The 24,274-nt window shown below is 67.3% G+C and carries 24 protein-coding genes; 16 read left to right on the top strand and 8 right to left on the bottom strand.

Features of this window, described 5'->3' with window-relative positions; all coding sequences use genetic code 11:
- Positions 1-53 precede the first annotated feature (53 nt).
- The gene (locus A5779_RS12130; protein ID WP_064882120.1) at positions 54-1,646 is read right to left on the bottom strand and encodes an MFS transporter; all 1,593 of its coding nucleotides are present in this window, start codon (positions 1,644-1,646) and stop codon (positions 54-56) included.
- Between the two features lie 34 nt (positions 1,647-1,680).
- Here A5779_RS12130 and A5779_RS12125 point away from each other — a divergent pair, with 34 nt between their 5' ends.
- Positions 1,681-2,001, top strand: a complete 321-nt coding sequence (locus tag A5779_RS12125) for a GNAT family N-acetyltransferase (protein WP_064882187.1) — start codon at positions 1,681-1,683, stop codon at positions 1,999-2,001.
- A gap of 3 nt (positions 2,002-2,004) precedes the next feature.
- Here the strand turns inward: A5779_RS12125 and A5779_RS12120 are convergent, their stop codons facing one another.
- Positions 2,005-2,619, bottom strand: coding sequence for a class I SAM-dependent methyltransferase (locus A5779_RS12120; RefSeq protein ID WP_064882118.1), 615 nt, complete (start codon positions 2,617-2,619; stop codon positions 2,005-2,007).
- Between the two features lie 130 nt (positions 2,620-2,749).
- On the opposite strand from A5779_RS12120, the gene A5779_RS12115 reads away from it, so the two are divergent.
- From A5779_RS12115 to A5779_RS12100, 4 genes are read left to right on the top strand one after another with little or no spacing between them, the layout of a single operon-like run.
- Complete coding sequence (locus A5779_RS12115; RefSeq protein ID WP_064882116.1) at positions 2,750-3,226, top strand: MarR family winged helix-turn-helix transcriptional regulator; 477 nt, start codon at positions 2,750-2,752, stop codon at positions 3,224-3,226.
- Positions 3,223-3,639 carry a PPOX class F420-dependent oxidoreductase gene (locus A5779_RS12110; protein ID WP_064882114.1) on the top strand — a complete coding sequence of 139 codons (417 nt, stop codon included), beginning with the start codon at positions 3,223-3,225 and terminating at the stop codon, positions 3,637-3,639. The genes A5779_RS12115 and A5779_RS12110 overlap by 4 nt, the downstream gene beginning before the upstream one ends.
- Before the next feature lie 19 nt (positions 3,640-3,658).
- Positions 3,659-4,630: a phosphotriesterase family protein gene (locus A5779_RS12105; RefSeq protein WP_064882111.1), complete on the top strand. Its 972-nt coding sequence runs from the start codon at positions 3,659-3,661 to the stop codon at positions 4,628-4,630.
- Between the two features lies 1 nt (position 4,631).
- Complete coding sequence (locus tag A5779_RS12100; protein ID WP_064882108.1) at positions 4,632-6,116, top strand: AMP-binding protein; 1,485 nt, start codon at positions 4,632-4,634, stop codon at positions 6,114-6,116.
- Here A5779_RS12100 and A5779_RS12095 read toward each other — a convergent pair.
- Positions 6,079-7,197: an acyltransferase family protein gene (locus A5779_RS12095; RefSeq protein WP_207549069.1), complete on the bottom strand. Its 1,119-nt coding sequence runs from the start codon at positions 7,195-7,197 to the stop codon at positions 6,079-6,081. The two genes, A5779_RS12100 and A5779_RS12095, sit on opposite strands and share 38 nt — an antisense overlap.
- A 238-nt stretch (positions 7,198-7,435) precedes the next feature.
- On the opposite strand from A5779_RS12095, the gene A5779_RS12090 reads away from it, so the two are divergent.
- Entirely contained in the window at positions 7,436-8,626 is a 1,191-nt protein-coding gene (locus A5779_RS12090) for a cell envelope lipid trafficking protein PgfA (protein WP_064882103.1), read from the top strand.
- 22 nt (positions 8,627-8,648) lie between these two features.
- Entirely contained in the window at positions 8,649-10,298 is a 1,650-nt protein-coding gene (locus tag A5779_RS12085; RefSeq protein ID WP_064882185.1) for an MmpA family trehalose lipid delivery protein, read from the top strand.
- A 92-nt stretch (positions 10,299-10,390) separates the two neighbouring features.
- On the opposite strand, the gene A5779_RS12080 is transcribed toward A5779_RS12085, so the two are convergent.
- On the bottom strand, positions 10,391-11,560 hold the full coding sequence (locus A5779_RS12080) for a glycosyltransferase family 4 protein (protein WP_064882101.1): 1,170 nt from the start codon (positions 11,558-11,560) through the stop codon (positions 10,391-10,393).
- A 48-nt stretch (positions 11,561-11,608) separates the two neighbouring features.
- Between A5779_RS12080 and A5779_RS12075 the strand changes: the two genes are divergently transcribed.
- From A5779_RS12075 to A5779_RS12065, 3 genes are all read left to right on the top strand, one after another.
- Positions 11,609-12,367: a class I SAM-dependent methyltransferase gene (locus A5779_RS12075; protein WP_413784910.1), complete on the top strand. Its 759-nt coding sequence runs from the start codon at positions 11,609-11,611 to the stop codon at positions 12,365-12,367.
- 56 nt (positions 12,368-12,423) lie between these two features.
- Complete coding sequence (locus A5779_RS12070) at positions 12,424-13,899, top strand: aldehyde dehydrogenase (protein ID WP_064882183.1); 1,476 nt, start codon at positions 12,424-12,426, stop codon at positions 13,897-13,899.
- A gap of 149 nt (positions 13,900-14,048) precedes the next feature.
- Complete coding sequence (locus tag A5779_RS12065) at positions 14,049-14,270, top strand: hypothetical protein (RefSeq protein WP_064882098.1); 222 nt, start codon at positions 14,049-14,051, stop codon at positions 14,268-14,270.
- A gap of 17 nt (positions 14,271-14,287) precedes the next feature.
- Here A5779_RS12065 and A5779_RS12060 read toward each other — a convergent pair whose 3' ends face one another.
- The gene (locus A5779_RS12060) at positions 14,288-15,085 is read right to left on the bottom strand and encodes a crotonase/enoyl-CoA hydratase family protein (RefSeq protein WP_064882096.1); all 798 of its coding nucleotides are present in this window, start codon (positions 15,083-15,085) and stop codon (positions 14,288-14,290) included.
- A 315-nt stretch (positions 15,086-15,400) separates the two neighbouring features.
- On the opposite strand from A5779_RS12060, the gene A5779_RS12050 reads away from it, so the two are divergent.
- Positions 15,401-16,051, top strand: coding sequence for a TetR/AcrR family transcriptional regulator (locus A5779_RS12050; protein ID WP_064882092.1), 651 nt, complete (start codon positions 15,401-15,403; stop codon positions 16,049-16,051).
- On the opposite strand, the gene A5779_RS12045 is transcribed toward A5779_RS12050, so the two are convergent.
- The 3 genes from A5779_RS12045 to A5779_RS12035 are packed head-to-tail and all read right to left on the bottom strand — an operon-like array spanning position 16,029 to position 18,389.
- The gene (locus tag A5779_RS12045; RefSeq protein ID WP_064882089.1) at positions 16,029-16,562 is read right to left on the bottom strand and encodes a dihydrofolate reductase family protein; all 534 of its coding nucleotides are present in this window, start codon (positions 16,560-16,562) and stop codon (positions 16,029-16,031) included. The genes A5779_RS12050 and A5779_RS12045 overlap by 23 nt on opposite strands.
- A 3-nt stretch (positions 16,563-16,565) precedes the next feature.
- Positions 16,566-17,489, bottom strand: coding sequence for a helix-turn-helix domain-containing protein (locus A5779_RS12040; RefSeq protein WP_064882087.1), 924 nt, complete (start codon positions 17,487-17,489; stop codon positions 16,566-16,568).
- Positions 17,490-17,549: 60 nt separating this feature from the next.
- Positions 17,550-18,389 (bottom strand): arylamine N-acetyltransferase family protein, encoded by an 840-nt coding sequence (locus A5779_RS12035; protein ID WP_064882085.1) that lies wholly within the window; start codon positions 18,387-18,389, stop codon positions 17,550-17,552.
- 55 nt (positions 18,390-18,444) lie between these two features.
- On the opposite strand from A5779_RS12035, the gene A5779_RS12030 reads away from it, so the two are divergent.
- The 5 genes from A5779_RS12030 (at position 18,445) to A5779_RS12010 (ending at position 24,239) form a co-directional block, all read left to right on the top strand.
- The gene (locus tag A5779_RS12030; protein ID WP_064882083.1) at positions 18,445-19,017 is read left to right on the top strand and encodes an HD domain-containing protein; all 573 of its coding nucleotides are present in this window, start codon (positions 18,445-18,447) and stop codon (positions 19,015-19,017) included.
- A 147-nt stretch (positions 19,018-19,164) separates the two neighbouring features.
- A complete protein-coding gene (locus tag A5779_RS12025; RefSeq protein ID WP_064882081.1) occupies positions 19,165-19,974 on the top strand; it encodes a 1-acyl-sn-glycerol-3-phosphate acyltransferase in 810 nt (269 codons plus the stop codon).
- Positions 19,975-20,019: 45 nt separating this feature from the next.
- Positions 20,020-21,618 (top strand): acyl-CoA ligase FadD12, encoded by a 1,599-nt coding sequence (gene fadD12, locus A5779_RS12020; protein ID WP_082941660.1) that lies wholly within the window; start codon positions 20,020-20,022, stop codon positions 21,616-21,618.
- Positions 21,611-22,855, top strand: coding sequence for an alpha/beta hydrolase (locus A5779_RS12015; protein ID WP_064882078.1), 1,245 nt, complete (start codon positions 21,611-21,613; stop codon positions 22,853-22,855). The genes fadD12 and A5779_RS12015 overlap by 8 nt, the downstream gene beginning before the upstream one ends.
- A 10-nt stretch (positions 22,856-22,865) precedes the next feature.
- Entirely contained in the window at positions 22,866-24,239 is a 1,374-nt protein-coding gene (locus A5779_RS12010; RefSeq protein ID WP_064882076.1) for an FAD-binding oxidoreductase, read from the top strand.
- The last annotated feature ends 35 nt before the right edge of the window (positions 24,240-24,274 follow it).

The following is a 24,274-nucleotide window of genomic DNA, read 5'->3' as shown; positions in this document are numbered from 1 at the left end:
AGCGCCTCCAGAGTGGATGACCACTGGTCATATTACTGTGATGGCGCTCACAGTCAAGAAGTGCGTACCGCGATCAGGTGATGCGAAACCGGCTCGCCCTCGACCCACCGCTCCACTGACTGCTCGATGAGCAGGTCGTTACCGGTGAGGCGAGTGCGGTGCTGCCGCACATGCTCGTCCCAGGACCGCACCACGAACGCCTCGACGAAGACGGCGTCACGCTCGACACTGCGGAACAGCTGCCATTGCGTGGCCCCGGTGCGCTGCCGGGACCGGCCGAGTACACCCATGGCAGCGAAGAACTCGGCCTCATGTTCAGGTTCCACCCGGTAGGACGTCAGTACCAGGACGGGGCCATCCGGCGGGGCCGGCTCGAACACCAACGCCGGTTCGGGCCAATGCGCCGACGGGGTCAGGTCCAGGTCGCCGGTGCGCGCGTGCAGCGGCCACCACCAGGCCGATACCGCGCAGAACACCAGAAGCCCGGCACTGATCAAAAGCGCCGTCACGGTGCTCGTCGCACCGGCCACCAGCCCCCACACCAGCGAACCGATCGCCTGGCCGCCCATGAACGTCAGCTGATACACCGACAACCCGCGGGCGCGCACCCACGCAGGCAGGCTCAACTGCATCGAGGCATTGAGCGTCGACAGTGCCAACAGCCAGGACGTGCCCCCGATCACGAGGGCCGCCAGGACGATGCCGAAGTTGTGGACCAGCGCCAGAACCGCAGTGGCTCCGGCGAATCCGACGGCGGCGGCAATCAGCAGGGCGTTCAGGCCGAACGCGTACTGCAGCCGGCCCAGGACGAACGCGCCGAGCACCGCCCCGACTCCGAGCGCGCCCAGCAACAGGCCGTAGCCGGACGAGGACAGCCCGAGCTGCCTGTCGGCGATCACCGCGAGCAGGCCCCACAACGCGCTGCCGGGCGCGATGAACAACACCGCCCGCAGCAGAATCCGCCGGATGATCGGTGAGCTCCGGATGAACCGGCCACCGGCGCTGAGTGCGGCCAACGGCCGCTCGGCGGGCAGCAGGTGTTCGGCGACGGGGCTGCGCCAGAGCAGCAGCACCACGACGATGCCGGCGAAGGAGACCGCGTTGAGCGCGAACACCAGGGTTGGGCCTGACAGCGAGACCAACGCGCCGGCGATCGCCGGTCCGATCGCCCTCGCCCCGTTCATGCTCATACTGCCGAGCGCGGCGGCGGCCGGAATCTGTTCACGCGGAACAAGATCAGGTTGGATCGCCTGCCATGCCGGTGCCGTCAGCGCCTGCCCGCAACCGATCAGGAACAGCAGGATCAGCAGCACCGTCGGTGTCGCGAGACCGACACCGGTCAGCGTCGCCAGCGCAGCCACTCCCGCCGCCATTGCACCCTGGGTGGCCAGCAGCAACCTGCGCCGGTCGACCAGGTCGGCGAGCACGCCCGACGGCAGGGCCAACAGCATCACCGGCAGCGTGGTGGCGGTCTGCACCAACGGCACCAGCACCGGGGCACGCGGATCTCCGACCAGCATCCACTGGGCGCCCACCGTCTGCATCCAGGTGCCGAGGTTGGAGACGAATTGTGCGATCCACAGCGCCCGGTAGACCGGCGATGCCAACGGCGCCCACGTCGAACCTGCGGTGACGGCCATCTGCATGATCGTGCCAGTGCCACTGGGGCATAGTTGGGACATGGCTGAAGTCCGCAACATTCCCGAAGCCCGCCATTACGAGATCACCGTCGACGGCGAACACGCCGGCCTCGCGGCCTATGTCGACTCAGGCGACCAGCGCATCTTCCACCACACCGAAATCGACGACAAGTTCGGCGGCCGTGGCCTGGCAGGCGAGCTGGTCTCCGCGGCACTGACCGATGCACGTGCCGCCGGCAAACGCATCGTCGCGGTCTGCCCATTTGTCAAGAAGTACGTGCAGAAGCACCACGACTTCGACGACATCCTCGACCCGATCACCCCCGAGGTCATGGCCGCCGTCGAAGCCGACGCCGGGTAGCCGCTAGACCTTGGTGGCGGTCACCAAGAAGGCCGGCATCTGGGTGCGGCCTTCGGGTAGGGCCGCATACAGCTGTGCCGGCCGGATCTCGTCGACCTGCCAGCGGCGTGAGACCACCTCGCGCAATTGATCTTCGGTGAACTGTGTCGGGCCCGGGCCGTCCAGGTCACCGAATGCGCCGGCCCCGAAGGCCAGGATGTAGAACCGCGCACCAGGCGTCGCCGCGCGGTATACGGATTGCAGGTAGCCGTCGCGGAGTTCGGCAGGCAGCGCGTGCAGCAGCCCACTGTCGAAGATCGTCGAGAACCGGCCGTCGTATCCGGTGAACGAGGAGATGTCGGCCTGCGCGAATGTCGCGGTGTCCAGCCCTCGCTGACGGGCGGTCTCGGTTGCTGCCGCCACGGCGGTGGGGCTCAGGTCCAGGCCGACGACGTTGTGGCCGCGCGCAGCCAGCGCCAACGCGAGTTCGGCGTGACCACACCCCGCATCGAGAACCTCACCTCGAACCGCGCCGTCGGTGTCGATGATCGCCGCGTACTCCGGTTGCGGTGCACCGATGCTCCAGGCTGGGGTCTGGTCCTGCCGGTAGGCGTCGTCCCAGTCGATCACGTGTGTCATGTCAGGCGTCCCTTCATTTTATTCAAATTTGTACTATATTGACAGTAGGTCGAGATATAGCGAACGGCAAGGCGATCCTTCACACTATTGAGATCTGAACTAGTTGTCCGATCGGAGGAATGTGACGCGAATGCTCTCCACCGCCGAGGCACGGACCTGGCGGCCCTACATCGAATCCAGCCTGCGTCTGGAGACACTGCTCGACGAGCGCCTCCGCGAGGCCACCGGCCTGAGCTTGATGGACTATCACCTGTTGATGCTGCTGTCCGCCGCTCCCGATCACCGCCTGCGCATGAGCGAACTCGCCGAGAAGATGGTGTTCTCCCGCAGCCGAATCACCTACCAGATCAACTCGATGACCAAGCGCGGTCTGGTGCTGCGGGAACCGGTGCCCGAGGATCGCCGCGGCTACCGCGCGGTGCTGACCGCCTCCGGCGCCGAAGTGCTGCGCGACGCCATGCCGCTGCACTCCGAGTCGGTCCGCGAATTGTTCTTCGACCACATCCGGCCCGACGAACTCGACTGCATCGAAAGGGTATTCACCCGGCTCCACGACACCCTGCAGCACGACGAGCTGCGACCCGACGAAGAAGGACCGACATCATGAGCTTCACCGCCGCCGAGCTGACCCACCTGCGCGAGCAACCAATCGGACGCCTGTGCACCGTCGACCGCAACGGCGCTCCGCAAATCCGTCCCGTCGGTGTCCACGTGAGTCCCGATCAGGAGGGCATCGACATCGTCGGCCACGCCCTCGCGTCGACGCAGAAGTGGCGCAATGTGATTGGCAACCCGCAGGTCGCCTTCATCGTCGACACGGTGCTCTCGGTACGGCCACCAGACGCGCGCGGCATCGAAATCCGTGGCACGGCAACGGCGCTGCCCGGCGCGGGAACCACCGAAGGCGGGCTGTCCGGCGACATCATCCGTATCGCGCCGCGCCGCATCATCAGCTGGGGGCTCGACGGTGCAGGTACCACCGCCCGCGACTGGGCCGAATCCCCACACACAGCGGACTGACGCACCTAGCATCGGGCTCGTGCCGACTGTCAACACCGCCCACGGAGCCATCGATGCCACCGACCTCGGCGTCACGCTCATGCACGAGCACGTCTTCATCATGAGCACCGAGCTGACCCAGAACTATCCCGAGTCCTGGGGCGACGAAGCCAGCCGGGAAGCCGATGCGATCGCGCGGCTCACCGAACTCAAATCCCACGGTGTCGACACGATCGTCGACCTCACGGTGATCGGCCTCGGCCGCTACATTCCGCGGATCGCCCGGATCGCCGAGGCCACCGACCTGAACATCATCGTCGCCACCGGCTTCTACACCTACAACGACCTGCCGCTGACCTTCCACTTCAACGCGCCCAAAACCGGCCGTCCGGATCCGATGACCGAGATGTTCGTCCGCGACATCGAACACGGCATCGCCGATACCGGGATCAAACCGGCAATCCTCAAGTGCGCCACTGACGAACCGGGCGTCACACCGGGTGTCGAACGGGTGCTGCGAGCCGTCGCTCAGGCCCACCGACAGACCGGAGTGCCCATCTCGACCCACACCCATGCGGCCAGCCGGAGCGGCCTCGAACAGCAGCGCATCTTCGCCGAGGAGGGCGTCGACCTGTCCCGGGTGATCATCGGCCATTGCGGTGACACCACTGACATCGGCTACCTCGAAGAGCTGATCGCCAACGGGTCCTATATCGGCATGGACCGGTTCGGTGTGGATGTCTTCCTGCCGTTCGAGGAGCGGGTCGCCACGGTGGCGACCATGTGCGAGCGCGACCACGCCGAGAAGATGGTGCTCTCGCACGACACCTGGTGCTACTTCGACGCGCTGCCTGACGAATTGACCACCACGGCCCTGCCCAACAGTCATTACCTGCACATCCACAACGATGTGCTGCCTGCCCTACGGGAGCGTGGGGTCACCGAGGAGCAGATCACCACGATGCTCGTGGACAACCCACGCCGGATCTTCGAGCGGAAGGGCGGGTACTGAGATGACCGACGCCATCCCGACCATTCCTACCCAGGTCGCCGAGTTGGCAGCGGCCGGTCCTGACCGGCCCGCGGTGACCTGCCAGGGCATCACGCTCACCCGGGCCGAACTGGACCGGTCCACCAATCGACTGGCCCGAGCCTACGCTGAACGCGGTGTGCGACAAGGCGATTACGTCACCATAAGCCTGCCCAACTCGATCGGATGGGTACAGGCCGTCCTTGCCACCTGGAAACTCGGCGCGGTACCGCAACCCCTGTCGCCCCGGTTGCCGGACGCGGAGTTCGCCGGGATCCTCGCGCTGCGTCCCAGGGCCCTGGTCGTCGGCCGCGACGCGGGCGAAACCCCCTGGGTTCCGGCCGGTTTCACTCCTGATGCCGAGCTGTCCGATGCACCGCTTCCCGAGGCGGTCGCGCCGACGTGGAAGTCGATGGCGTCGGGCGGCAGTACCGGACGCCCGAAGCTGATCGAAGCCGGCGGCGACAGCCGGGTGCCCGCTCTGATCGGTGTGCCCCTGGGCGCCCAGCCCGACGACGTGACGCTGATGTCGGTACCGATGAGCCACAACACCGGTTTCACCACATTCGCCATCGCGCTGTTGCAGGGCCACCACCTGGTGTTGATGCCACGCTTCGATCCAGCCGAGTTCCTGGCGCTGGTCACCGAACACCGCGTGACGTTCCTGACCACGGTGCCCACCATCATGCAACGGCTGCTGCCGGTGTACCGCGCCGACCCGAAAGCCTATGACCTGTCGAGCATTCGGCGGTTCTGGCACGTCGGCGCACCCTGCCCACCTGCGGTCAAGCAGGCCTGGATCGACCTGCTCGACCCCGAGGCCCTGTGGGAACTGTACGGCGGCACCGAACTGCAGGCGCTCACGTTCATCTCCGGCGAGCAGTGGCTGCGGCATCCGGGATCGGTCGGCGTGGTGGTGGCCGGAGAGATGAAGGTGCTCGACGACGACGGCCAGGAGTGCCCGCCCGGCGTGACCGGTGAGATCTACATGCGGCCCGGACCGGGCAGCGCCCCCACCTACCGCTACGTCGGCAGCACGGCCAAAAACCGCGACGGCTGGGACTCACTCGGAGATCTGGGGTATTACGTCGACGACGGGCCCGAGCGGTTCTTCTACCTCAACGACCGGCGGGTGGACATGTTCACCGTCGGCGGCAAGAACGTCTACCCCGCCGAGATCGAAGCGGCGCTCGCCGAGCATCCTGACGTCCTGTCCTGCCTCGTCGTCGGCGTACCGCACGAAGATCTCGGGCAGGTGCCGTACGCGCTCGTGCAGACGTCCGACGGATCGGACCTGAATGCCACGGCGGTGCAGGCATTCCTGCGCGAGCGTCTCTCGGGCTACAAGGTGCCGGGCGACGTCGAGTTCGTCGACACCCCACTGCGTGACGACGCGGGCAAGGCCCGGCGTACCGCGGTGCGCGACGAGGTCATCGCGCGGCTGGAGCCGGCTCGGGCTCGTCGGTGATGGAGCTGTCCAGCGGTGGCACCGGGGTCTGATTCCGGTACTCCCACCGCCGCAGGGCCTCCCGGCACGGTGACTCCACCAGCGCGTAGCTGACCGCGGCCAGCGCGAAACCGAACACCAGCGTCAGAACCAGCACCACCAGCATCTGGCCGTTGAAAAGGAACTCCCCGATCATCGGGAACACCATGGCCAGCGCCGCAAGGTGCCAGACGAACAGCCCGTAGGACCAGCGGCCCAGCGTGACCATCACCTTGTTGCCCAGAATCGGATGCCCGGTGTCGGGGTGGTCGAGGACCAGCGGGGCCAGCAGCGCGCCCGCGACGATCGCACCCATCGCCGTCTTCAACGTCACCTGGCCGACCGAGCCCGGGCGTAGCCCTTCCAGTCCGGCCAGCGGCGAGGCCGCGATCGCGAACGCCACCGCGGCGATGACACCCATCAGCACCCGGCGCCGGGCCAGCCGGTGCACCCAACCGAATGGGCTCACCGTGAGTTCAGCCAGCACCATGCCCGCGGCGAACCAGGAAAAGAACGCCGGCGGCCAGTTCCACGGGTTGAGTCCCGTGGTGCCCGAGAACGGGATGCGCACCCACAACAGGCTCAGCGCCGCGAGCGCGACGATCACGCCGACACGGGCCCGCACCGGCAGCCGCCGCGCGAGCAGCGCCAGCACCGGCAGCGCCAGATAGAAACTGACCTCAACCGACAGGCTCCACATCTGGGTGAGCCCCGCGGTCAGCGTCAGCGGCACGTAGATCTGGGTCAGGGTCAGGTTGGCCAGCCACACCGTCAGATCGGCTTTGGCCTCCGGGAGCAGCAGGATGATCACCACGACGGCCACCACATAGCCGGGCATGATGCGCACGATGCGCGAGCGCAGGTAGTGACCGGTTCGCGGGCGGGGACGCATGCCGCGGGCGGCGGCGGCATGGCCTCGCCACAGCAGGAACCCAGACAATGCGAAGAACACCGCGACTGCCAGGTCGAACCGGCCGAAGAACCGGCCGCTCACCCCGGTGGTGTGCCCGGTCTGAAAGGCGACGTGCGTGAGCACCACACCCATGGCCGCGCAGGCGCGCATGCCTTCGACCGCCGGCAGGAAGCTACGTGTCCCGCCGACCTGAGATTCCGATCCGGTTTCCGGGTCCGGTGCTCCGGTGGCCACGGCGACCAGTGTGCCGCTCGATGGCAACCCCGCCAAACTGCGGGTTAACGCGCCCGCGGGATGTCGCCGGAGTAAGTAATGGCCTTAGATAGTGCTGTTAGGGTCGAACGGGTTTGCCTCACGGCGAGTTGGCCCACACTGAAGGAGGCACGGTTTGAACCGCGCAGTGGCGCTGCGGATAGCGGCATGCGGACTGATGGGGCTGGGTGCAGCCCTGCTCATTGCCGCGCTGTTGCTGACCACCTATACCAAGGGCAAGATCGCCAAGATCCCGCTCAATCTCGATACCAGCCTGGTCAGCGATGGGACCGCGACCGCTTTCGATCCGGAATCGCTGGTGGCCGAGAAGTTCTCGGTCGACCGCAACGTGCCGGTCGCTTTGCAGCAACAGGTCAGTGTGGAATCACCGTCGAACGCCGAAGTGGTGACGCTGCAGGTGGGTAGCACGTTGCGGCGCACGGACCGGCAGAAGGACTCCGGTCTGCTGTTGGCGCTGGTGGACACCGTCACGATGAACCGCAGCACCGCGCTCGCGGTGTCCAGCGACAACAACCCGGGCGGGGCCCTGCAGAAGCCGCGGGCCATCGAGGACGAGAAGCCGCCGACCAACGTCGCGCTGCCGCATGACGGCCTGACGTACCGGTTCCCGTTCGACACCGAGAAGAAGACGTACCCGTTCTTCGACGCGATCGCGCAGAAGGCGTATGACGCGAACTACGACGGCGAAGAAGACGTCAACGGGCTGACCACCTACCGGTTCATCCAGAACGTGGGCTACGACTCCAACGGCAAGCTGGCCGATCCGGTCAAGTACTCCTCGCTCTACGAGGACGACGCCGACAGCTCGGTGACCGCAAGCCCCGAGATGTGGGGCGTGCCCGGCGAACCCGACGAGCGGATCACCATGGACCGCTTCTACGCCGCGCAGCGCACCTTCTGGGTCGACCCCGTGTCGGGCACCATCGTCAAGGCGCAGGACCACGGCTACCAGTACTACGCGCGGGACAAGCTCAAGCCCGAGGTGACCTACGTCGACTACAAGGTCACCTACAACGAGGAGACCGTGGAGTCCCAGGTTGCGGCCGCTCAGGACGAGCGTGACCGCGTGTCACTGTGGACCCGCGTCCTGCCGATCACGTTCACCGCGCTGGGCCTGCTGGCACTCGTCGGTGGCGCCGTGGTGGGATCGTTCGCGATCCGCGCCGAGTCCACGCTGATCGATCCCGGGCTCGACACCGCCGATCACGGCTTCTTCGACACCCAGGGCTTCCAAGTCCCCGGCGCCGAGGCCAAGACCGAGAAGCTACCCGCTCAACGACCAACCGACCTACCACCGGACCGGTGATCTGAGCCTGCGCTCTGCAGTGCTGCCGGCCTACGCGCTGACACTGTCGTTATCGGTAACCGGGCCCCTGCTGGGGCCCGGTTACCTGCTTTTGCGGGACGCCGTCTCCACCCCCCGCTCATACCTGACCGATGCGGCGCTCGGCCTGACCGAAGCCGCCCCCCGCGCGTTGCCCCAGGATTTTCTCGTTGCCCTGACGTCGACCGTGCTGGACGGCGGAATCGTGGTGAAGGTTCTGCTCGTGGCGGGCCTGTGGCTGGCCGGCTGGGGCGCCGCACGCTTGGCCTCCACTGTGATGGACGCCGGGCTGCCCGCTCAGTTCATCGCCGCGACGCTGGCGATCTGGAATCCGTACGTGGCCGAGCGGTTGCTGCAGGGGCACTGGAGCCTGCTCGTCGGCTACGGCTGCCTGCCCTGGGTGGCGGCGTGCGTGGTGCGCCTGCGGACCAAGCCGGAGACGGGCCCGGTGTGGGGCTTGCTGTTCTGGATCGCGCTCGCCGGTTTGACGCCGACGGGGCTGATGCTGGCCGCCACGGTCGCTCTGGTGTGCGTTGCGGCCCCCGGCGATGGCTGGCGGCGCCTGCGCGTCGCCGCGCTCGCATTGGGCATCTCAGTGCTGGCGGCGACGCCGTGGCTGGTGGCCGCCGCGGTCGGTGGCACGGTGTCCTCTCCGGCGTCGGCGGCCGGGGTGCATGCATTCGCGGCTCGGGCCGAGCCCGGACTTTCCACCCTCGGCAGCCTGGCCGGCCTGGGTGGAATCTGGAACGGTGAAGCCGTGCCAAGCTCGCGCACAACACTTTTCGCCGTGGCCGCCACCGTCATCCTGGTCGGCGTCGTCGCGCTCGGCCTGCCCGCGGTGGTGCGCAACCGCAGGGCGGTGCCGCTGCTGATCCTGGCCGCGGCAGCGGTGCTGATCCCGGCAGCGATGGCCACCGGCCCCGGTCTGGCGTTCGTCGACGCGACGATCCGGGCCGTGCCCGGCCTCGGGGTGGTACGCGATGGTCAGAAATGGGTGGCGCTGGCCATGCCGGGCTATGTCGTGGCTGCTGCCGCCGCCCCGATCACCTTGGGCCGCCTGCGGGTGCCGATGGCCGCGTCGGCCGCGGTGGCCTGCGCGGCGCTGATCGCGGTGCTGCCAGATCTCGCCTGGGGCGTCGGCAACCAGATGCGTGCGGTGCAGTACCCGCCTGGGTGGACCGCCGCAGCGGCCGCCATCAACGCGGATCCCCGACCGGTGGCGGTGTTGCCACCGGACAGTATGCGGTCGTTCTACTGGGCCGGCGCCGCGCCGGTACTCGATCCGCTGCCCCGGTGGCTGCGCGCCGAGGTGCTGTCAACCGGCGATCTGGTGATCGGTGGCCGGGTGGTACCCGGGGAGGGAACGCGGGCCCGCGCGGTGCAGGGCCTGCTGCGCTCGGGCGCTGACGGCCGGACAATGGCCGACGCGGGTGTCGGCTGGCTGGTCGTCGAGACCAATGGGGTGCCGGCAGAACTGGATCTTCCGGTGGCTTACCGGGATGGCGATATCGCCCTGTACCGGATCGGCGGCGACCACCCGGCCTCACCTCACCGGGGCGTGTTGACAGCCGCACATCTGGTATGGCTGCTGGCCATGGTCGGCGGGGTAGTGGGGATGGCGGTCAGCTCCTGGCGAGCCAGAACTTCTTGTTGACTTTGAGCTGACGCTGCATTTTTGCGGGTAGCGGTGCGCGTGGTTTCACAGTCAACGGGCGCCGCCACGCGTAGTCGGAGTGACCGGTGTGGCTACACCAGTCCGCTGACGTAGTTGCCCTCGTGCACCGATTCCAGCACCGCCCGCATCGCGTCCGCACTGAGCGTCCAAGAGAATTCGTCGCTGCGGGCCTGCGCCTTGCTGCCCAACTGGACCCGCAGCACCGGGTCGCTCAACAGCTGGTGCAGCCCGGCGACCAGGGCATCACGATCCTCCACCAGCAGCCCGGTGACCCCGTCCACGATCGAGTCGTTCAGCCCGCCCGATGCGCGATAACCGATGGTCGGCACCCCGTGCTGGGCGGCCTCGGTGACGGCGAGTCCCCAGCCTTCTTTCCGTGACGGCAGCACATGCACCCAACTCTGCTGCAGCACACGGTGTTTGGTCTCTTCGTCGACGTGGCCGTGGAACGTCACCGAATCGGAGATGCCGAGTAGTTCGGCGTGTTCGACCAGCCGTTTCCGCCACCAGCCGCCGCCCAGGATGTCCAGGTGCAGCCCGGGAATCCTGGTGCGCAGTGTCGCGACAGCTTCGAGGGCGTCCTCGATCTGCTTGTGGGGCACCAGCCGGGACAGCACCACGAGGCGCGGACTGGTCGACCGCGGCAGCTCCAGCGTGGGACCGGGAGCCTCGTCAAGTCCGTTGCGCACCACGGCGATCCGGCCGGAATCGACCCCGAGCTCGTTGAGATCGCGGGCCGAGGGCAGGGAGACGGTGACGTACTGGTTGCGACGGTGCAGCCGCGGGGACAGTTTGGACTCGACGAACCAGCCGATGCGGCCCTTCATCGGGCCCGCCACGGGCCACAGTTCCCGGTGACAGTGGTGCACGAGCACCGCCACCCGACGGCCGAACGCCAGCCGGGCCAGGAACGGCAGCCCGTTCTGGGTGTCGATGACGACATCCGGCCGGACCTTGCGCAGCGGCCCGAGACCGACGCGGGAGGCCACCATGGACAGCCCGGCCCAGATGTACACGCTGTAGGGCCCGCCGGCCCGGTTGATCTGTACCCCGTCGACCACCTCGCGCCGAGCCGCACCCGGGTACCGCGCTGTGCGCAACGTGACGTCCATGCCGCCGTCGGCCAGGCACGCGCCGATCCGCTGTAGATAGGCCTCGCTGCCGCCGCCCTGGGGGTGCCCGGTATCGCGCCAGCAGAGCAGCAGGACGCTCCGCAGGCGAGGGTCGGGACGGGCAGACATCGTGTTGAGAGTACCGGTCAGTAGGTTGGGCAGGTGCAGCCCAGCGACATCTCCGCGCGCTTCGCCCGCCGGGCAACCCTGAACAGGTCCGTGCGCCTATTGGCCCAGTTCCGGTTCGAGCAGACCGAACCGGCCCGCTTCTACGGCGCGCTGGCCGCCGATACCGTCGACCTGGTCACCGATCTGTGGTCGGGCGCCACCGGTGAATCTCCTTCTGGGCGCACCGTGCTCGACGTCGGCGGCGGACCCGGCTACTTCGCCTCGGCATTCGATGCGGCGGGCATGGACTACATCGGGGTGGAACCGGACCCCCGGGAAATGCATGCGGGACCAGCCGCGGACGCGACCGAAGGCACCTTCGTCCGGGCCTCCGGGATGGCACTGCCGTTCGCCGACGACAGCGTCGACATCTGCCTCTCCTCCAATGTCGCCGAGCATGTGCCGCACCCGTGGCGGTTGGGCAACGAGATGTTGCGGGTCACGAAGCCGGGTGGGCTGGCGGTGTTGTCCTACACGGTGTGGCTGGGTCCGTTCGGCGGCCATGAGATGGGGCTGACGCACTATCTGGGCGGAGCCCGGGCGGCCGAGCGCTACGCCCGCAAACACGGGCACCGACCCAAGAACGACTACGGCTCGTCGTTGTTCGCGGTGTCAGCGGCCGATGGTCTGCAGTGGGCCGCCAGCACGGGCGCGCTGATCGCCGCATTTCCCCGCTACCACCCACGATGGGCCTGGTGGATCACCTCGGTGCCAGGGTTGCGGGAGTTCCTGGTGAGCAATCTGGTTCTGGTTCTTCGGCCGTCCTAACCCGTCCACTGGAACAGGTTCTCGTTTTTCTGGGAAATCTAGGTAATGTGACGGCCATGACACAAAGCGCAGCCGCCATAAGGACGGAATTCGACAAACTGTTCATCGGCGGCCACTGGGTGGAGCCCTCGACCTCCGAGGTCATCGAGGTCTTCTCCCCCGCGACCGGCGAGAAGGTCGGCCAGGTCCCGCTCGCCGCCGAGGCCGACGTCAACGCCGCGTGCGCCGCGGCCCGCAAAGCCTTCGACGAGGGCCCGTGGCCCCACATGTCGCCCGAGGAGCGCCAGGCCGTGCTGGCCAAGGCCGTCGAGCTCATCAACGAGCGGGCCGAGGACTTCAAGCACCTGCTGAAGCTGGAGACCGGCCAGCCGCCGACCATCGTCGACATGATGCAGTTCGGCGCGGGCGTCTCGAGCCTGCAGTACTACGCCGGCGCAGCCGACAAGTACGACTGGAAGGACATCCGCGACGGCATCTACGGCCAGACCCTGGTCATCAAGGAGCCGATCGGTGTTGTGGGCGCCGTCATCGCCTGGAACGTGCCGTTCTTCCTGGCCTGCAACAAGTTGGGCCCGGCCCTGCTCGCGGGCTGCACCGTCGTGCTCAAGCCGGCGGGTGAGACCCCGCTGACCACCAACCTGTTCGCCGAGGTGCTCGCCGAGGCCGGCCTGCCCGAGGGCGTGCTGTCGGTCGTGCCCGGCGGTCCCGAGACCGGCCGCGCTCTGACCGCGAACCCCGAGCTGGACAAGTTCACCTTCACCGGCTCCAGCGGTGTCGGCAGGGAGATCGGCAAGATCGCCGCCGAGAAGCTCAAGCCCTGCACGCTGGAACTCGGCGGCAAGTCCGCGGCGATCATCCTCGAGGACGCCGATGTGGACTCGACCCTGCCGATGCTGGTGTTCTCCGGCCTGATGAACTGCGGCCAGGCCTGTGTGGGCCAGACCCGCATCCTGGCACCGCGGTCGCGCTACGACGAGGTTGTCGAGAAGCTCTCGGCCGCCGTCGCCGCCATGCCGGTCGGCCTGCCGGACGACCCGGCCTCGATGATCGGCCCGCTGATCTCGGAGAAGCAGCGTGACCGCGTCGAGGGCTACATCAAGAAGGGCGTCGAAGAGGGTGCCCGCATCGTCACCGGCGGTGGCCGCCCCGAGGGTCTGGACTCGGGCTGGTTCGTGCAGCCGACCGTCTTCGCCGACGTCGACAACTCGATGACGATCGCGCAGGAGGAGATCTTCGGGCCGGTGCTCGTGGTGATCCCGTTCGACACCGAAGAAGACGCGGTGCGCATCGCCAACGACTCGCCGTACGGCCTGGCCGGCAGCGTGTACACCACGGACTTCCCGAAGGCTGTCGAGATCGCCTCCAAGATCCGCACCGGCACCTACGCGGTGAACATGTACGCCTTCGATCCGGGCGCCCCGTTCGGCGGGTTCAAGAACTCGGGCATCGGCCGCGAGAACGGCCCCGAGGGCATCGACGCCTACACCCAGGCCAAGAGCGTGCTGCTGCCGTTCGGCTACACCCCGGAGTAAAACTCCACGAGAGTTCTCTGCGCGAGCAGACGTAAAACTGCCCCAAAACACCAGTTTTGGGGCAGTTTTGCGTCTGCTCGGCCAGTAGATGGACAGCCCGCATTCAGGTTGGGCAACTACGGTGGGCAGCCCAACAACGAGGAGGCACCGTGGCAGTTTCCGTTGATCTGGCCAAGTCGCTCGACAAGGCCTACGAGGACAAGTCGCTCAAGGAGATCCTGGACGCCTCTCCGGCGGCCCTGGCCGGGGTCACCGACGCCGATGCCGAGCATCTCGCGGCCGCGTTCAACATCAAGACCGTGCGCCAGCTCGGGTCCAACAAGTTCTACGCCGTGGCCGCGGCCCTGGTCGCGCTGGATACCGCGGGCTAGCTGTTCGCGCCGAACCCTCAGCGGCCCTGGAAGTTCGCGGCCCGACGTTCGATGAAGGACTGCACGCCTTCGGCCGCGTCGGCGGTGGCGAACAGTTCAGCGACCACAGGCCGCAGTCGCGCAATCGCGGCATCATCCCCGTCGCGGCGGGTGGTGTGCGCCGAGGCGAGGGTGGCCCGGACTCCGAGCGGGGCGGCGCGATCGGCAATCGTGTGTGCGATCGCGCAGGCTCGGGTCAGGGCCGCGTCTGCGTCCGGCGCGACTTCCTGGATCAGCCCGATGCGGTACGCCTCGGCGGCGTCGAACTCGTCGCCGGTCAGCAGCCATCGCATGGCATTGCCCCAGCCCGTCTGGCGCGGCAGCCGCAAGGTGGCACCGCCGAACGGGTAGATGCCGCGCAACACCTCGATCTGCGCGAACCGGGTGTCCTGCGCCGCGACACGGACATCGGCGGCCAGGAGCAGTTCGATGCCGAGGGTCAGGCATCGACCCTGGGCCGCGGCGACGACGGGCTTGGTCCACTCGCCGTCGAGGCGCCACGGGTCGCGTCCACCCTCGGGCATGGGCAGATCGCCACTGGCCACGTAGGGGGCGACGTCGACGAGATCGAGGCCCGCGGTGAAGTGGTCACCGTGCGCGAACAGCACCCCGACGCGCAGGTCGTCGTCCGATTCGAGAAGTCCGTAGGCGAGCGAGAGATCGGTCAGCATCGCGACGTTGAACGCGTTGCGTTTCTCCGGACGGTTGAGTCCGATCAGCAGGACGTGGCCGTCCCGATGCAACGTCAGAGTGTCGAGGGCCGGGTCCGTCGTCATGGGGGCAGTCAACGCCTGTTCGCAGAATTATGCAAGACATCATAATTCGGCTGAGGTCCACCGAAGCGTGGCAGGACCTGTTCAGAAGCCGTTCACCTGCTAGTCTCTTATCCACAAGCATGTTCGTTAGATACTCGATATCATGCGAGGATTCCATCATTTCTATGGTGGATGACATAGAAGGGCGGTGCGCGATGTGGGTCGTTGAACTCAACCTCGCCGGTCACCGGTTCACCCGTCGGGTCCGCACACCACATACTCCGGTGCGCACCATCACCCCGCGGATGCTGCTTCGCTGTTCCTCGCAGTTCTTGCATGACCGGGTCGCCTGACTCCGCCACGAAGCCGCGGAACAAACGCGGCTCCACCCGCGCCCGCATGCTCGGCAGCGCGGTCGAGGTACTACGTGAGCGAGGCGCTGCCGGCGTCACGATCGACGAGGTCCTGGCCCGTAGTGGCGCACCTCGCGGTTCCGTCTACCACCATTTCCCCGGCGGTCGCCGCCAGATCCTGATGGAGGCGCTGCAGTTCGCCGCGGACACGATCGGTGATGTCGTCGGCGCCGAAACGTCGGAAAACGCGTGGGATCTGGTGCACCGGTTCGTCGAATTCTGGGAGCGAGTGCTCACCGGAAGCGATTTCACCGCGGGCTGCCCGGTGGTCGCGGTGGCGATCGCCGACCCGGACGAGGAACCGGAACTCACCGCGGCGGCGGGCGCGGTCTTCGACCGCTGGCGCACCGCCCTGACCGCCCACTTCGCCGCCGACGGCTTCGACGCGTCCGACGCGTCCTCGCTGGCGGTCATGTGCATCGCAGCACTGGAGGGCGCCGTGGTGCTGTGCCGATCGTCGAGATCGGTCGAGCCCCTGCACGATGTCGCCCGCCAACTCGAATTCCTGATCAAGTCAAAGGAATTCGTCCTCCGTAACGGCGTCCCGCGGCTCAGCCGGCAGTCTGCGCCCTGACCCAGCGGGCGCAGACGAAATCGCCGTTGAGCGCACTCTCGGCCAATGCCCACTCGGACCGGACCGGCAGTACCGGCGACCCCGCACCCAGCGAACAGGGTGCGTAGCTGACGATCATCTCGTCGATCAGTCCGGCGGTGACGAACTGGGCAGCGACCTGCCCTCCCCCGACCACCCAGATGTCCTTGCCCGCCGCAGCCGACACCAGCTCGGTATGCAGCTCGGCAACGTCACCAGAGAACACCTGCACCGGATGCTCAGCAGCCACGATCTCGGGTCGGTGGGTCAGCACCCACGTCGGCTGCTCATACGCCCACTCATCGGGTTGGTTCTTCACGATCCATTCGTAGGTCGATGATCCCATCGCAAGGGCACCAATGGTTTTGATGAACTCGTCATAGCCGAACGGGCCCTGCTGGTCGATGTTCCGCGAGATCAGCCAATCCAGACTGGCCTCGTTGTCGACGATGAAACCGTCCAGGCTCGACGCGGTGTAGTACACAGTCTTCAACGGTCAGTCCTTTCTCATCCATTCGAGTGGGTCACCCCGGTCGACAGCGACACCGTGCCGGGCCAGCATGCCGCGCGCGAGGGCACGCCGGTGCGCGGAGTACGTCAGCACGTGCGCGATGATCCCGTACAGCTGAAAGGATTCCGGCGGATCGCACAGTGCGTCGATGACGGTGTCCCCCAGCCGTCCCGCCGCCGAGTATTCGGAGATCATTGTGGTCCAGCGCTTTCCGATGTCGGCGTGATGCGCCTCTAGCTGCTCGGCAGACGCCTGGCTGGTCGCGGTCCGGGCGGGGAAGTCCCGGCCTTCGATGGTGGCCAGCCAGACCTCCTTGGTCCACACGATCGCGCCGAGCACCGCGGCGACACTTCCTTCGGGTCCGTCCCAGTCGAGCACTACCTGCGCCGGTGAGATCTCCTGCCCCCATTGCTCTTCGGAGAGCTTGCGGGCGGCGCCGATCAGGTACTCGGTGTCGGCGACGTCGTGCACGAGCATGAACTGCGCGATGTCCGGACCGGTGGCCTCACTCGGGTCGGCGTCACACCACAAGGCCTGCGGCGGATGGAAGTGCACGCCGTTGGGCGCGGTGAGCCGAAATCCCACAGCGCCGGCACGTGACGGCGGCACCCCGAACGCGCGACGGAACGCCCTGGAGAACACCTCGGCCGAAGACCAGCCCTCGGACTCGGCCACCTCGGCCACTCCGGCCCCCTGCTGCAAACGCCACGCCGCATGCTCGAGCATGACTCGACGGCGCAACGCCGCGGGCGGTTCTCCGGTGAGTCTGCGGACCTCCCGGGAGAAGTGAAACTCCGACGCGTAACTGCTGCGCGCCATGTCACCGACGCCCGAGTTCGCGTCGTCGACGACGGCGTCGAGCAGTTCCCGCAACCGGTCACGCCCGTTCGGTTGTTCCTCCACGGTCACCGAGTATGGTCGGCTGCCCGTCCGCGGGACATGACATTTCCTGCTGCGCTCGCGCGGCCCTCAGCTGTCCAGCACCTGTGCCACCCGGGCCTCGACGTCGACGCCGTCGAGATCGGACAGGTTGATCCCGAACCGCCCGGTGAGCGCATCGAGCACCTGCTCGGCGGTGTCGAAGCGGATCTTCTCGGTCCCGTCGTGGTGGTGGATGGCCAGGTTCCGGCCGCGCAGGTTGATCCTGGCATCGTCGGTGACCAGGGCCGCGGTCAGCCCGACGACGAAGATTCCGCCGGGATGCGTTGACACGTACCAGCTTCCGACTTCGAGGTCGATGCGTGGTTGCGGCACGGCGGTGAATCGGTACAGCGGCTGCCACTGCCCGCGGACCTGTGCGGCCAGTTCGTATACCGGTGCGCCCTGGGTGGGCAATTCCATCAACCGGTAGGGCTCGTGGCGGGTCTGTTGCACCGCGGCGGTCTGCAAACGGATAGGGGACGACAATGTCTGCCCGCCGAAACCGACGTCGACCAGGAAGCGTCCGGCCTCTCCCGGCACCGTCACGGCGAGCACGTTGTGGGTGAGCGCGGGCAACGGCGCGTCGGGCTCCTTCATCCAGACCACCCGCCCGGCCAACCGGTCGACGCCGTATCCCAGCTCGTCCAGGACGTGGCCGAGCAGACCGTTGTGCTCGTAGCAGTAGCCACCGCGGCGCCGGGTGATCAGCTTGTCCGCCAACGCCTCTGCACTGAGGTCTGCGACCGGGATGCCCAGCAGGGGGTCGAGGTTCTCGAAGGGGATCGAGCGACCATGCGCGGCGACGACGTTGCGCAGCGTCTCCACATCGGCTGACACCGGACCCGCAAGGCCGATCCGGTCGAGGTACGCAGTGAGGTCTGATCCCATGATCGCAATGGTGCCTCAACGGTGGTCGTGGTCAATCTCGGAGGACACTGGCCCTATGGCTGCACATCTCACCGAGCGACTGCGGGAAGACCTGCTGGCCCGCTGGTCCGAATCGCACCGGAAGCACCACAACGTCGCGCACCTGCGGGAAGTGCTCGACGCGATCGGCGTCCTTGCCGAGGACGGACTGCAGTTCGACCGGGAAGCGGTCGAACTCGCGGCGTGGTTTCACGATGCGATCTACGAGATCGGTCGCGACGACAACGAAGACCGCTCCGCGGCGTTGGCCCGCCAACTGTTGGCCGAATCGCCCGACAGCGGCGAAGTCGCCCGACTCGTCCTGGCCACCAAGTCGCACAAGGTCGAGCCGGAGGACGTCAACGCGGCGGTGCTGAGTGACGCAGACCTGTCGGTACTCGCAGCGCCGGCACTGCGCTACCGGCAGTACGCCGACGCGGTCCGCGAGGAGTACGCATCGGTGCCCGACGACGTGTTCCGACCGGCGCGGGCGCGCGTGCTCGCGGCGTTGCTCGACGGACCGATCTTCCACACCGAGGCGGGCCGGCAACGCTGGGAAGCCCAGGCCCGGCGCAACGTCGGCGAGGAGATCAGTGAGCTGGACTCATAGCGACACCGCGGACCTGTGGTTTTGAGAGGATTGACCGCGGCTACTCGGCAGTAGGTGAACGACCCTGCGAAGCGAATGGGTTTTTCGCCCTCGACCTGGGTACACTAGCAAAAATAGAACACGTTCCAATCCACATAGGGGGACCCTGTGGCCGCGACCGACATCGACCCGTCCGAAATCACCAAGTGGGATCCGAGCCTGACCGAGAAGGTCATGGGCTTGCTGCGGCCGCTGATCAAGGGCTACCACCGTGCCGAGGTGCGCGGGCTGGACAGCTTCCCCAACGGGGGCGCCCTGGTGGTGTCGAACCATTCCGGTGGCCTGTTCGCCCTGGACGTGCCGGTGTTCGCGACGGGCTTCTACGAGAAGTTCGGTTACGAGCGCCCGGTCTACACCCTCAGCCACGACATGCTGATGACCGGCCCGACCGCGGCCTTCTTCAAGAAGACCGGCTTCATCCGGGCCAACCACGAGAACGCCGACGAGGCGCTGCGCTCGGGTGGCGTGGTCGTGGTGTTCCCCGGCGGTGACTACGACGTGTACCGACCGACCCTGTCGGCGAACAAGATCGATTTCGCCGGGCGTACCGGTTACATCAAGGCGGCGATCAACTCCGGCGTCCCGATCGTGCCCATGGTCGGCATCGGTGGCCAGGAGACCCAACTGTTCCTGTCCCGCGGCACCGAGATCGCCAAGGCACTCGGCCCGATCGCGCGGATGGCCCGCACCAAGATCGTGCCGGTGTCGTTCGGCTTCCCGTTCGGCCTGTCGGCGGTGTTGCCGCTCAATGTGCCGCTGCCGTCCAAGATCGTGATGAAGACGTTGCCGCCGATCGACATCGAGGCCGAATTCGGCGAGAACCCCGACATCGACGAGGTCGACGCGCACGTCCGCCGGGTCATGCAGCGCGCGCTGGACGAGCTGGCCGAAGAGCGCCGCTTCCCGGTGATCGGCTGAGCACCGGTGAATCCGCTTGATCTGCTGACTGGACCGGTGGACCGAGTGTCCGACGTCGCAGGCCTGGTGGCCACCATGCGCAGGGCCGGAATCATCACCGTGATGCGCCCGGACAAGTACCTGCGCATCGCGTCGGCCATGGCCCGCGAGAACATGAGTGTCACTTCGGGTTTCGCGGCCTCGGCACAGCGGTGTCCGAACCGGCCGGGCCTGGTCGACGAACTCGGCACGCTGACCTGGCAGCAGGTCGATCAGCAGGCCGATGCCCTGGCCGCCGGCCTGCAGGCGCTGCCGGGCGGTGAACCCAAAGTGCTCGGCATCATGGCCCGCAATCACCGCGGCTTCGTGCTGTCACTGATCGCGGCCAATCGCATCGGCGCCGACGTGCTGCTGCTCAACACGTCGTTCGCCGCGCCGGCCATGGCCGAGGTGGTCAACCGCGAATCCGTCGACGCGGTCATCTACGACGAGGAGTTCACCGACACCGCCGCCTTGGCCCTCTCCGACCGGCCCGAGGCCGCGCGGATCGTGGCGTGGACCGACACCCACGCCCACGACCTCACCGTCGCGAAACTGGTCGAGCAGCACCGCGGCGCCGAGCCGCGCCGTGCCACCGAGAAAAGCAAGGTCATCTTGCTGACCTCGGGCACCACCGGAACTCCCAAGGGCGCCAAGCATTCCGGTGGCGGCCCCGAGGTGCTCAAGGCGATCCTCGACCGGACCCCCTGGCACACCGAAGAGCGGGTCGTGATCGTGGCGCCGATGTTTCACGCCTGGGGCTTCTCCCAGCTGGCCTTCGCGGCGTCGATGGCCTGCACCATCGTGACGCGGCGCAAGTTCGATCCCGAGGCCACCCTCGAGCTCGTCGACCGGCATCGGGCGAAGGGCCTGTGCGTGGTGCCGGTGATGTTCGACCGGATCATGGACCTGCCCGAGAACGTCCTGAATCGCTACGACGGCCGCACGCTGCGGTTCGCCGCAGCGTCCGGCTCGCGCATGCGTCCGGACGTCGTCACCGCCTTCATGGACCGGTTCGGCGACATCATCTACAACAACTACAACGCCACCGAGGCAGGCATGATCGCCACCGCGACGCCTGCCGATCTGCGCGCCGCACCTGACACCGCGGGTAAACCGGCCGAAGGTACCGAGATCCGCATTCTCGACGCGGAATTCCGACAGGTTCCCGCCGGCGAGGTGGGCACCATTTACGTCCGCAACTCCACGCAGTTCGACGGCTACACCTCCGGCAGCACCAAAAACTTCCACGAGGGCTTCATGTCTTCGGGTGATGTCGGTTACCTCGATGAGGCAGGCCGGCTGTTCGTGGTGGGTCGCGACGACGAGATGATCGTCTCCGGCGGCGAGAACGTCTATCCGATCGAGGTCGAGAAAGTGCTGGCCGGCCATGCCGATGTCGCAGAGGCCGCGGTCATCGGTGTCGACGACGAGCAGTACGGCCAACGCCTGGTGGCGTTCGTGAGGGTCTCGGGCGCTGCCACGCCCGACGACCTGAAGGCGTATGTTCGGGAGAACCTCGCCAATTACAAAGTGCCGCGGGAGATCACCGTGCTGGCCGAGTTGCCGCGCAACAGCACCGGCAAGATCGACCGCCGTCAACTGCAGGAGATCGTGAGTGGCTGACCGCCAACCTGGACCAAGAAGGCGGCTGCTCCTTGCCGCCGCCGAGTTGCTCAACGCTGCCAACGCGGTGAAACCGCTCGGACGTAGGGGCTACACCACGGTCCAGTCCTTCGCGTTCGGCTGGCCGACCTCGGAGAATGCCCCGCTGGTGATCACCGTGTCGGCCCTCGATGCGCTGCGCCGCGCCATCCGCGGCGACTACCGCTCCGCGGGTGGCCGAATCTCGTTGCTGCTCAAGGCCATTTCCTGGGGCCTGCTGGTGCTGGTGCACCGGCGCGGTGTGCAATCACGGCCCTACTTCGAAAATCCGGTGCACGAAGCCCTGGCCGACGAATACCCCACGACAGTGCGGCCCCTGCGTCGGGGTGAGGTGTACTCCACCGCGATGAGCCGGCGCCGCTACGCCCGCAAGACCGTCCACTACGGCCCGCACCGGGCCAATCTGGCCGACATCTGGATGCGCCCGGACCTGCCGCGCGACGGCAAAGCACCGGTGCTGCTGCAGGTCCCGGGCGGGGCATGGATGATCGGGATGCGCAGGCCGCAGTCGTATCCGCTGATGAGCCACCTGGCCGAGCAGGGCTGGATCTGTGTGTCGATCGGTTACCGAATCAGCCCGCGCCACCCGTGGCCCAACCACATCATCGACGTGAAGCGCGCGTTGGCCTGGGTGAAGGAGAACATCGCCGAGTACGGCGGTGACCCGGACGCGGTGTGTATCACCGGCGGTTCGGCGGGCGGGCATCTGACCGCCTTGGCCGCGTTGACGCCCAACGATCCCAAGTGGCAGCCCGGTTTCGAGGACGCGGACACCTCGGTGGCGGCGGCGGTACCCGTCTACGGTCGCTACGACTGGTTCAGCACCACGGGTCCCGGACGTCAGGAGTTCATGGAGATCCTGGAGCGGCTGATCGTGAAGTTGCCGCTCGCCACCAATGATCAGGTGTACCGGGACGCCTCACCGATCACTCTGGTACACCCGGACGCACCGCCGTTCTTCGTCCTGCACGGGACCAACGACTCACTCATCCCGGTGGTGGAAGGCCGCGATTTCGTCGCCGCCCTGCGCCGGGTGTCGAATTCGCCCGTGGTCTACGCCGAGATCCCGCATGCACAGCACGCCTTCGACATCTTCGGCTCACCCCGCGGGCACTACACCGCCGATGCCGTCGCGGAATTCCTGACCTGGGCGCGGGCCCGGGCTCAGCTCACCGCGAGCTCCGCTGCCGGTCGGTAAGCTCCTGAAAATGTCCGCACCGGACACCGAGATCGCCACGCTGGCCGCCGACCTACCCGACGGCGCGGTACTCACCGACCCGGCCGTGATCGAGGGATATCGCCGCGACGCCGCTCTCGATCCCGAGGCTGGGGTGCCGCGAGCCGTGGTGCGGGCCACCAGCACCGAGGACGTGCAGGCCGTGCTGCGGTGGGCCAGTTCGCGCCGTGTCGCCGTGGTGGCCCGAGGCGCGGGTTCCGGGCTCGCCGGCGGCGCCAACGGCGTCGACGGCGGCATCATCCTCAGCACCGAACGGATGCGGCAGATCCACATCGACACCGCGAACCGCACCGCGGTGGTGCAACCCGGCCTGCTGAACTCCGAGGTGAAGAAGGCCGCCGCCGAGTACGGCCTCTGGTACCCGCCGGACCCCGGCTCTGTCGAGATCTCTTCGATCGGCGGGAACGCGGCGACCAATGCCGGTGGACTGTGCTGCGTGAAGTACGGGGTCACCAGTGATTACGTACTGGGCATGCAGGTCGTGCTGGCCGACGGCACCGCCGTCCGGTTGGGCGGCCCACGGTTGAAGGACGTCGCCGGACTGTCACTGACCAAGTTGTTCGTCGGCTCCGAGGGAATTCTCGGGGTGATCACCGAACTCACCCTGCGGCTGATCCCGGCACAGCCTCCGGCGTCGACGGTGGTCGCGGTGTTCGCCTCGGTGGAGGACGCCGCCGACGCCGTCGTGGCGATCACGGCCAAAGTTCGGCCCGCCATGTTGGAGCTGATGGATCACGCCACCATCAATGCAGTCGAGGACTACCGCCGCATGGGCCTTGACCGTTCGGCGCAGGCACTGCTGCTGGTCCAGTCCGATGCACCGGGCGCGGCGGCCGAGGAGATCGCCCACATCGTCGAGGCCTGCGAGAAGTCCGGGGCCACTGAGGTTTACGCGACCGACGATGCCGAGGAAGGCGCTGCCTTGACGGCGGCCCGGCGGCTGGTGGGCCTGGCACTGATGCAGCTGGGCACGTTCTATCTCGAGGACGTGACGGTGCCGGTACCCGACCTACCCGCGTTGGTGGCCGGTATCAAACACATCGCCGAGGATTGCGACGTGCTGATCTGCGTCGTCGCTCATGCCGGCGACGGCAACACCCATCCGGTGGTGGTGTTCGACGCCGACGATCCGGATATGAGCGAGCGCGCCCGTCAGGCGTTCGCCCGGGTGATGGAACTGGCCATCGCCATGGGCGGCACCATCACCGGCGAGCACGGTATCGGCCGACTCAAAAGGGATTGGCTGCCACTGCAACTCGGCGATGACGTGATCGAACTGACCCGACGCATCAAGGATGCCCTCGACCCGCTCGGCATCCTCAACCCGGGCTCAGTGCTGCGCTGAACCGACCTCCGCCGAGACTACGGTTTCTGATGCGG

Origin of the sequence: Mycolicibacterium peregrinum, from assembly GCF_001665625.1 — a bacterium.
Taxonomy (GTDB): domain Bacteria; phylum Actinomycetota; class Actinomycetes; order Mycobacteriales; family Mycobacteriaceae; genus Mycobacterium; species Mycobacterium peregrinum_B.
The sequence above is the reverse complement of the archived record's forward strand: the minus strand, read 5'-3'. Positions and strand labels throughout refer to the sequence as shown.